This window comes from Bacillota bacterium (genome assembly GCA_040754675.1).
In the GTDB taxonomy this organism is placed as follows: Bacteria; Bacillota; Limnochordia; order Limnochordales; family Geochordaceae; genus Geochorda.
This window is the reverse complement of sequence record JBFMCJ010000143.1, coordinates 1-8,782: the sequence shown is the minus strand read 5'-3', so window position 1 is coordinate 8,782 and position 8,782 is coordinate 1. Positions and strand designations below refer to the sequence as shown.

General features: G+C 67.1%; 11 protein-coding genes. 5 read left to right on the top strand and 6 right to left on the bottom strand.

What is annotated here, in order from left to right:
• Positions 1-595 precede the first annotated feature (595 nt).
• Complete coding sequence (locus AB1609_09910; protein ID MEW6046779.1) at positions 596-883, bottom strand: hypothetical protein; 288 nt, start codon at positions 881-883, stop codon at positions 596-598.
• 134 nt (positions 884-1,017) lie between these two features.
• The gene (locus tag AB1609_09905; GenBank protein MEW6046778.1) at positions 1,018-1,245 is read right to left on the bottom strand and encodes a hypothetical protein; all 228 of its coding nucleotides are present in this window, start codon (positions 1,243-1,245) and stop codon (positions 1,018-1,020) included.
• Here AB1609_09905 and AB1609_09900 point away from each other — a divergent pair.
• The 5 genes from AB1609_09900 to AB1609_09880 all read left to right on the top strand — a co-directional run bounded on the left by AB1609_09900 (position 1,165) and on the right by AB1609_09880 (position 4,599).
• A complete protein-coding gene (locus AB1609_09900; GenBank protein MEW6046777.1) occupies positions 1,165-1,665 on the top strand; it encodes a 4Fe-4S double cluster binding domain-containing protein in 501 nt (166 codons plus the stop codon). The two genes, AB1609_09905 and AB1609_09900, sit on opposite strands and share 81 nt — an antisense overlap.
• 120 nt (positions 1,666-1,785) lie before the next feature.
• The gene (locus tag AB1609_09895; protein ID MEW6046776.1) at positions 1,786-2,316 is read left to right on the top strand and encodes a GntR family transcriptional regulator; all 531 of its coding nucleotides are present in this window, start codon (positions 1,786-1,788) and stop codon (positions 2,314-2,316) included.
• Positions 2,253-2,390: a hypothetical protein gene (locus tag AB1609_09890; GenBank protein MEW6046775.1), complete on the top strand. Its 138-nt coding sequence runs from the start codon at positions 2,253-2,255 to the stop codon at positions 2,388-2,390. Before AB1609_09895 ends, AB1609_09890 begins: the two co-directional genes overlap by 64 nt.
• 18 nt (positions 2,391-2,408) lie before the next feature.
• A complete protein-coding gene (locus AB1609_09885) occupies positions 2,409-3,374 on the top strand; it encodes a GNAT family N-acetyltransferase (protein MEW6046774.1) in 966 nt (321 codons plus the stop codon).
• A 514-nt stretch (positions 3,375-3,888) separates the two neighbouring features.
• A complete protein-coding gene (locus AB1609_09880; GenBank protein MEW6046773.1) occupies positions 3,889-4,599 on the top strand; it encodes a YceI family protein in 711 nt (236 codons plus the stop codon).
• 268 nt (positions 4,600-4,867) lie between these two features.
• On the opposite strand, the gene AB1609_09875 is transcribed toward AB1609_09880, so the two are convergent.
• From AB1609_09875 to AB1609_09860, 4 genes are all read right to left on the bottom strand, one after another.
• Positions 4,868-5,377 carry a periplasmic heavy metal sensor gene (locus tag AB1609_09875; protein ID MEW6046772.1) on the bottom strand — a complete coding sequence of 170 codons (510 nt, stop codon included), beginning with the start codon at positions 5,375-5,377 and terminating at the stop codon, positions 4,868-4,870.
• Positions 5,378-5,529: 152 nt separating this feature from the next.
• Positions 5,530-6,744, bottom strand: coding sequence for an ABC transporter permease (locus AB1609_09870; protein ID MEW6046771.1), 1,215 nt, complete (start codon positions 6,742-6,744; stop codon positions 5,530-5,532).
• The gene (locus AB1609_09865) at positions 6,741-7,484 is read right to left on the bottom strand and encodes an ABC transporter ATP-binding protein (GenBank protein ID MEW6046770.1); all 744 of its coding nucleotides are present in this window, start codon (positions 7,482-7,484) and stop codon (positions 6,741-6,743) included. Before AB1609_09865 ends, AB1609_09870 begins: the two co-directional genes overlap by 4 nt.
• A 26-nt stretch (positions 7,485-7,510) precedes the next feature.
• Complete coding sequence (locus tag AB1609_09860; protein ID MEW6046769.1) at positions 7,511-8,680, bottom strand: efflux RND transporter periplasmic adaptor subunit; 1,170 nt, start codon at positions 8,678-8,680, stop codon at positions 7,511-7,513.
• Positions 8,681-8,782 lie beyond the last annotated feature (102 nt).

Sequence of the window (8,782 nt, the reverse complement as noted above, 5' to 3'; positions counted from 1 at the left end):
AAGACGAGGTAGACCGGGATCGTGGTCACTTGCGGCGGCAGGATCATCGTCAGGATGACGATGAAGAACAGCGCGTCCCGGTCCGGCTACTTTACGCGGGAAAACCCGTACGCCACCGCGGCGCCAGACTCCCCGTAAACTACACCAGGATCTCGCTCCACCGACGGCCGCAGACACTCACCCCCCACCCGGCAAGCCCCCGGACAAGGGGCGCCGTCGACCCTCGAAGAACCAGCCGCGTCGGCACAATGATCCGCACAGGCGTGCCCGCTCGCGAGGTGCCCAGCTGGTCGAGCAGGCGGCAACCTCCGGGACGGCCACGCTCCCTTGCGCTTACAGGCCGGCGCGTACGTGCATTCGCCGCACGGGCCGGGCGGCGCCAGTTAGCGCAACACCTAACGCAACGTTTGCGCTTTTTGTTGCAACCAAGAGGTACGACGCATCCCCGTGCTTTCCTGCCAAGAGGTACGCGAACGTCAGACCTTTTCTCTTGGTGAAGTCGCCACAACTTCGTGCCTGCCGGAACCCTATCTCTATCCCGACCTGTTGCGGCGCTGACGCAACAGGTGGCAACAACTGGGGCGGCGGAGGCGCATCACACCGGCCCTCGAAGATGTTGAATCGCCACCACAATCACTGCTCGGGCCCGCCGGAGCAAGCGAGCGAGCGCACGGCGTCCCGGGCTCTTGAGCTGTCCAGGGTTGCCAGGATCACTCTGCATGGCCAGCCCCGCCAACCGTTCTCGTTCGGCCTCTTCGAGCAGACCCTGCATCCGGGCAAGCGCCTGCGCATACAGCGGGTCATCCGGTCCCGGCCCCCTACCGACACCATGCTGGCGCAGCTCCACCCCACTCACCTCCACCGGCAGGATTGGCGGTCTCACCGTGCACAACGAGCATCTCATGCGCGGTGCGGTCTAGCGAGATCCACGGGCCGGCAGACGTTTCTCCGTTGTGGCTCCTCCGGCACCGGGCGACCTGAGCTGTATGAACGGCTCCGGGGCTCGCCATGGTTCCGTCACAAACAGATCCAGGCTGCGCCCAAAAGCGACTCTTGGTGGTCCTCGCCCTTGGGCGATGCGGGCGTATCTTCGAATTGCACGCCAGACGTGCTGAGGGTCGCCGACGGGCAGGACAGGATCAGCTCCCGGCCGGCTGCCCCCAGGTGGCCGGAAAGCGGGCAGGTCTGCAGCAGGCGGCTGCATTTGAGGAAGAGGTAGCCCGGGAAGTAGTTCTTGTGGCGCACGAGCGACCCAGTCGGTGGCGGCTGGTCAACGAGGACGGCCCACCGGACGGGTCGGCCGAGCCCTTGCCGAGATCTGACTATCCGCCCGCACGCCGGGATCCTTGCGGCAACTGCCGGCTTTGCATCGACAATTGCCCTACGGGTGCGCTTGTTGGCCCTTTCGTGCTCGACCCGACCCGGTGTATCGATCGCAACACCTGGAGAGCAGGCGAGTGGCTGCCCAGGCGGGTGGGTTCAAAACTCGGTACTCGAGTTTACGGGTGCGATGCGTGTCAGGAGGTATGCCCATTCAACAAGCGGGCACTGACCGCTGCCCCGGCCCAGTCGGAAGGGGAGGGAGCCCGTTTCGATCTCGCGCCCCTGGCCAGTTCGGGCAATGAAGAATACGTGGCCAGTGTGGGCGAGGTACTTCGTCTATGACCCGAATCGCAACGACATTCGCCGGAACGCGATCGTGGCGCTGGGAAACCTGGGTGATCCCGCAACGGAGAGGAACTGTACGCCCCACCCTGATCCTGGCGGTCCCGGCGGCGCAGCGATATGATGGCAGCGCACAGCGAGCCCTCGGCAATGCAAGAAGGGGTAGGCTCGACCGCCGAAACGGTCATCTGTCGCAAGGGCGACAGCTACCTGGTGCCGCTCAACGTAGCGCACGCGCAGCGGGCCCTTGAGCGAACGGTGACCGTCGACGTCTTCTCCCCTCCTCGCAGCGAGGTGCCGCTGCACAAGCAGATACGTGTCCGAATCGGGAGGCTCGTCGGAGAAGGGATCTTACCTCCCGATGCCCGCGTGCCGGGAACGCGGGAGATGGCGCGCCTTCTCAGAGTAAGCCGCAATACGGTCATCCGCGCCTACGACGAGTTGGTCGCCGACGGCTGCCTGAAGGTGATTCCCCGGAAAGGCATCTTCGTTGAATCGGATTGCCGGCCGCGGGCGGCGCCGCGAGCCAGGCCGCCTGCAGCGGCAACCGCTTCACGGGCGAGCCCGTGCTGGGGGATGAAACCTGGGTGGAGCAGCTCCGAGCGGCGTTCCGGGACGTCCTTGGCTTCCGAGAGGGGCTCAGCCTGGTAGCCCAGACGTTGATAACGAAGAGGACAGCGGCCCGCTACGGCGTGGCTTTCCGGGACGGCCCCGATACTTCGTGAACGGCGGGGGTGGCGACCATGACGTTGGAGATCCTGGAATACGACCAGGTTGATCCGAAGCAAGTCCTGGCGCTCAACCTGTTTAGCCTGGGGTACGCGCTCGACGCTGCCCGGGTAGCGGCCATGCGCGAGCGGGAAGCCCGCCTTACGCCCTTTGTGGCGCTCTACGGGGTCCACGGCGGGAAGGTCCTCGGCCAGGTCGGGGTCCTGGAGACGACCGTGGAGACAGCCTCCGGGCCTGAACGCTTTGGTGCGCTCTGGGCCGTCGCAACCCACCCGGATGCGGCAAGACAGGGCACCGCTGAGGCCCTCGTCGAAGAGGCGCACCGGCGCATGAGAAAACGGGGCCTGCGGTGGTCGTTTCTCACCACGTCCCGATCCCTCGTTGCGCATGGCCTTTACCTGAAGTCAGGCTACGTGGACGGCGTGGACCTGGGCCAGGCAGTGGCGGGCGACGCGGCAAACGAGCAGCCGCCGCCAGACCGCGGCGGGGAATACGCCCTGGTACCGGGAGAAGAGGCACAGGAACCCTTGATTTACTCTCTCTACCAGCGCTCGGTCTCCGGTCGGCTTGGCTTCGTCCACCGGCCGCCCGGGTTTATCCAGGGAGCCGTGGCGGCCGGCGATCTGAGTTGGGAGGAGCTGTTCCTGGTGCACCGGGACTCTGAGCCCGTTGGCTATGCCGTGGTCAGCCGCCGGCGCGGCCACGCTTGCGTCAGGGAATTGCGAGTGCTTCCTGGCATTGAAGGGGTCGATGTCCTGATGGCGGTGCGGCGGACCTTTCAGGCTCCCGTCCTGTACCAAAACGCTTGCACGCAAGACGAGCTGGACGGCCTTCGCCGCGCCGGCTTCGGACAGGCAGCAGCCGGTTGGGGAACGCTCATGGTCAAAGACCTTGTGGCTTCGACCGACCGCCGGGAAGTGAAGGCTTTGCTCGGGATATCCAGCGGTCTTTTCACGTTCGGTGGACTGGATGCGACGTAAGGTGAAGTTATGCAGGCTTGAAGACGGCCACACCGGCCAACGCGGGGCGGTGTACGGCTTCTACCACCTAGACGGTTTAGGCGTGATCGCTGTGCGACGGGCGGGGCGCCGGGTGCAGGAGGGAAGGAAGCCGGGTGCGCGGGGAGGTAGTAGTCCCCTCCTGGCCCGTCGCGCACCTGAAGCCAGCCGGCCAGAACCATGCGCCGGGCCTTCGCCCGGGCGTAGGCGGCGCAGATCCAACGCCCTCAAGCTCAGCGCGTGCCTGCTCGACGGGAAGTTTTCGAACCTCTGGGACAGCGACGTCTTGAGGTGATGCCGCGTAGGCATGGACCGCGACCAGCAACCGCGCGACAACGAGGGCCAAGGTCGCCCAGCGCGCCTGCAGCACACGCGAACCGTTCCATGCGTTCGAAAGTTCTTCACACTGTGTTCATGCCGCTGCAACACTCGCCGGTACACTGGGCTAGAGGCTTGAACCTTCCCTACACGATCGCTACACCACGGAGGGATGACGATGCGTGTCGGACGATATGTTACGCTCGCGAGTGCCGCCGCGGTGGCGGTCGTTGCGCTGGCCACAGCGGTGTGGCTGGTAAGTCCCCACGGCAAGCCCACCCCAGCCGCCGTAGCGATGTCGGCAGGACAGCCCGGACCATCTGCGCCAGGCCCATCCCCTGCGGCTGCCGCTGAGCGTTACGTCGTGGTGGCGGAGGAGTCCCGGGCGCTCTACCGGGTGGGCGAAACCCTCCTTCGCTTCAACCGGCCCAACGTGGCGGTAGGGGTCACCCAGGCCATCCGCGGCGAGATTTTCGTCGACCGGCAGCGGCTTGCCAACAGCCGGTTTGGCGTGTTCACGGTGGACATCAGCCAGTTGCGCTCGGACGAACCCCGCCGGGATCAGGCCATTCGGGAACGGTGGCTGGAGTCGGCTCGCTTTCCCATTGCCCGGTTCCAGCCCGTGTCAGTCGAGGGCTTGCCGGAGACTTATCGGGAAGGCGAGCCGGTTTCCGTGATTCTTCACGGTGAGCTGACTATCCGGGACGTGGTACGCCCCGTCTCCTTCGAGGGCTCTTTCGAACTGAACGGCGACACCCTGCGCGGGACGGCGAGCACCACCATCCGGATGACGGACTTCGGCTTCGATCCCCCGTCCATTTTGGGCGTGTTGCGCGCGAACCATGAGGTGGAGATCGAAGTGGACGTCGTGGCCAGGCGCAGCAGTTGAGGCCGAACCCCCCCGGGGAGTGAGCGCTCGCAAAGCATCTTTGCGGCTCCCTGGGACACTCGAAGATTGAAGCCAGACGTGCGGCCATCCAAGGCGCGGTGGAGGTGTTCGCCCTCCGGGGAGGAGAGGCATCAGCCGGTCAGAAGAGGCCTCTTCCAAGAAGGAGGCGAAGAAGGCTCAGCGGGGATTCTGGGGGTATCGTAAACGCGAAGGCGCCCGGCATGATGGCCGGGCGCCTCCTTTGGCAGGCGACCAAACCGGGAAGCGCTCAGCGACGCCAGCCCGGCCCCATCATTCCGTAGCCGAAGCCGCCGCGGGGTCCAAAGCCGCGCTTTCCGAAGCCACCTAGCGCTAGAGCGTTGAGCTTGGCCCGCTGCTCATCGGTCAGCACCCCAAGGATGTCAAGCTGGGCCTGAAGCTGGATCTGCTGGAGTTGGCCCTGCAGCTCGTTGAGCCGGGTGGCCAGGTCCTTCATCTTAGCCGCATCGGGTTGCGCGGCCCAGAGCGCGAGGGCCAGTTGCTGGCGCAGCGTGTAAAGCTCGCCCTGATTCGGGATGGACTGCTCGTAGGCCTTCTGCCGGATCTCTGCGATCTTCTGGATTTGCTCATCGGTCAGGCCCAACGCCTGCCAGCCGTACGGCACGCCCGCCACCGCAGCCGGCGCCCACCGCGGCCCTGCCGCCAGCGCAGCGACCGACACCGACGCTACGGCCAGTGCCGCCACCACTCCCAGCACGATCCACCGCCGAAGCCCCTTCCTGGAATCCAGAGTTCCCATCGTTTGGGATCCCCCTCCACAAGGCGGATTGATTGGGTGGGGCGCGGACATCTTCCGCTCTCGTACACGGCCCCACGGCCTAGTCTGCCATACGCCTTCGCAGCAGCCGTAAAGGAATCGTGAAGATCCTCCGGAGAGGATGTGAAGGGCCCTCACTCGTACCGCAACGCCTCCACCGGGTCGAGGCGAGCCGCCCGACGGGCGGGGTAGATCCCGAAGAAGATCCCCACCGCCATGGAAAAGCCTATGGCGAGAAGGATCGACTGGGCGGAGATGACGAAGGGGAAGTCCAGCACCCTCGCGAGGCCCCACCCGCCGGCCCACCCGGCCAGCAGGCCGATGATGCCTCCGATGACACTCAGCACCGTGGCTTCCGCCAGGAACTGCCGCAAGATGTCGGACCGCCGGGCGCCGATGGCCATGCGCACCCCGATCTCATGCGTACGCTCGGCAACGGCCACCAGCATGACGTTCATAATGCCGATGCCGCCTACCAAAAGCGCCACGCCCGCAATGGCCGCCAGCAGGAGGGTCATGGTGCCGGTAGCCTGGTCGACCGTCTGCAGCAGCGCCTGCTGGCTGGCCACCTCGACCACGCCAGGCTCGCCCAGCCGCCGGTCGAAGAAGAACGTCACCTGGGCGACAGCATCCTCGGCGGCTATGCCGTCACGGGTCCGCGCCAGGTACGAACCGACCCGGTCCGCCACCAGGCCCCGCGCCACCAGGGTCCGGGCCGGCACGTAGACCTGCCTGTCGAAGTTGGAAAAGAAAAGCGCTCCCTTCGGCTCCATGACACCGACCACCACGCCTGGCACGGCCCTGCCGCCGAAAACCAGCGTGATCTCCCGGCCCACGGGCACTTCGCTGCCGAACAGGTCCTGCGCCACGCCAAACCCTAAAGCCACGGCCATTCGCCGGTCCCGCCCGTCCCGGGCCTGCACGAAGCGGCCGGCGACCGGCCGGTAGTTGAGCAGAGAGCCATACGCCTCCCCGACCCCCATCACCGCCACCGAGAGGTTGCTGGCCCCTACGACGAGCGTTGCCCGTGTCTGGACCAGCCCCGTCGCGGCTTCGATGGCCGGCGCGCCTGTGGACAGCTCGTCGGCCAGATCCATCGTGAGGCCGGAGAGTACCTCCTGGGAGATGCGGCCACCCGTGGCCGTGCGCGCAGCGGGCATGATGGTCAAAAGATTGGAACCGAGAGCGGTCAGCTGGGAGTGGATCTGCAGTGCCGCACCCTGGCCCACGGAAACCAGGGCAATGACCGCCGCCACGCCGATGACGATCCCCAGCACCGACAGAAACGACCGCAGGCCCCCTGCCCGGACGCTGCTCAAGGAAACGGCGATCAACTCCCGGACCCTCACAGGTTATCTGGCCCCCCGTCGACCCGCGGCAAACTGCTTCCGCCGTCGTACTCGACCTGCCCGTCCCGCATCCGGATCAGGCGACGGGCCCGCCGTGCGACGCCCAGGTCGTGCGTCACGACGACGACGGTGCACCCCTGCCGGTTGAGCTCCTCGAGCAGGGCCAGCACCTGCTCGCCGTTGGCCGAGTCGAGGTTACCCGTCGGCTCGTCGGCCAGGATGACGGCGGGGTCGTTGACCAGTGCGCGGGCGATCGCGACCCGCTGGCGCTCGCCGCCCGAAAGCTGCACGGGGAGGTGGCGGACGCGATGGGTCATCCCGATCTGGGCCAGCACGGCCAGGGCCCGCTCCCGGCGCAGGGCCGGAGGTACGCCGGCGTAAATGAGGGGCCACTCCACATTTCGCAGGACCGTCTCCCGGGGCATCAGGTGGAACGTCTGGAAGACGAACCCGATGCGCCGATTGCGCAGCGCCGCCAGCCGCGGCTCGCTGAGACGGGTGGCATCCTCGCCCTCGATCAGCACTTTCCCCGACGTGGGGCGGTCCAGACAGCCCATCAGGTGCATCAGCGTCGATTTGCCGGAACCCGACGGTCCCGTAATGGCCACGTACTCGCCGCGCCGGATGGTCAGCCCAACGCCCCTGAGGGCCGCGACAGCAGCTTCCCCGCGCCCGTAGACCTTGGTTACGGCCACCAGCTCGAGAACCGTTGGGACCGCCTCGGCCGTGTGGTCAGCCACGCTTGCCCGCGCCTCCTTGAGGCCCTTCACCGCCCGCCGGAAACCCCCCGCGGCACCGGCGACGGGCCAATCCGGAAAAACGTGTTGGGCGACGGTCCGGCGTTGTCGCCCGAGAGCCGCCGGTACGCCTCGTAGTTGGTGGCCAGCACCTGGTCGCCCTCGTTGAGCCCCGCTCGCACTTCGACGAAGCGCCCGTCGCTGACGCCGAGCTGGACCGGCGTGAGCACCACGCTTCCGTCGACCACCCGGCTGACCAGAGACCGACCGCCCGCCTCCACCACGGCCTCTTCGGGTACGGCCAGGACGTTATCGGCCCGCTCCACCTCGATGCGGGCCGTGGCTGTCATGCCCGGAAGCAGTTCCTGCCTTGCCTCCTGCGACCGCACCACCACATCGAAAAGCACCAGATCGCCCTGACTTCGGGCAGCCGTCGCCAGCCGCTCCACAACTCCCTGAAGCACCAGGTCGGGGTAGCCCTTCAGCGAAACCAGGGCTGGCTGGCCCGGCCGGACGTGGGGGAGATCCACCTCATCGACCGCCACCTCGACCTGAAGCGAAGCAAAGTCCACCAGCCGCACGACGGCCTGAGAAGTCCCCACGATCTCACCGGCCTTGGCCAGCACGCTGACGACGACGCCGTCGAAGGGGGCCACAAGCTTCGTCGCCTCGAGATCTTCCCGGGCGGCCTCCATCGACAGCCGGCGCTCTTCAACCTGAGCCGGACCAAGCTCCAGGCGCGCCTGCTCGTATTCGTTGCGGGCCCGGACGTAGGCCAGCCGCTGCGTGGTATCGTCCAGGGCCGCCAAAACCTGCCCTGCCTTGACCCGGTCGCCCTCGACGACGTGCACGGCCTGTAGGCGTCCGGCCACGCCGAACGCCAGATTGAGGTCCCGGAGCGCCGTAACCTTGCCCGTGGCCTCCACGTAGCGCCGGATGTCCATGCGCCGGACGGGAACGGCCCGCACACCTGCCTGGGTGGCCAGCTGCAAAAGCTCGCGGCCGCGCTGCTCCGTAACAGCCCCTGCCCTGCCTCCGGGGCCCAGGGCCTGATCCAGCCGAGCCGCCCGGTCGGCTGGTCCTCCCTCGGCCCGTCGAGCTGCCAGCCACCACCAACCGCCCGCTGCCCCCAGCACGACTGCCAGCGCAGCGATCAGCGGCCACTGCCAGGCCCGCCTGGCCATGTGCTGCTGCGCCACCTCACGGTACCTCCCAACTCAACGGCCCGTCAGCCGGCTGCACCCTCACGAGTAGCCGGTCCCAGGCCACCTCGAGCGACCGGGCCGCCTCAAGCACGGCCA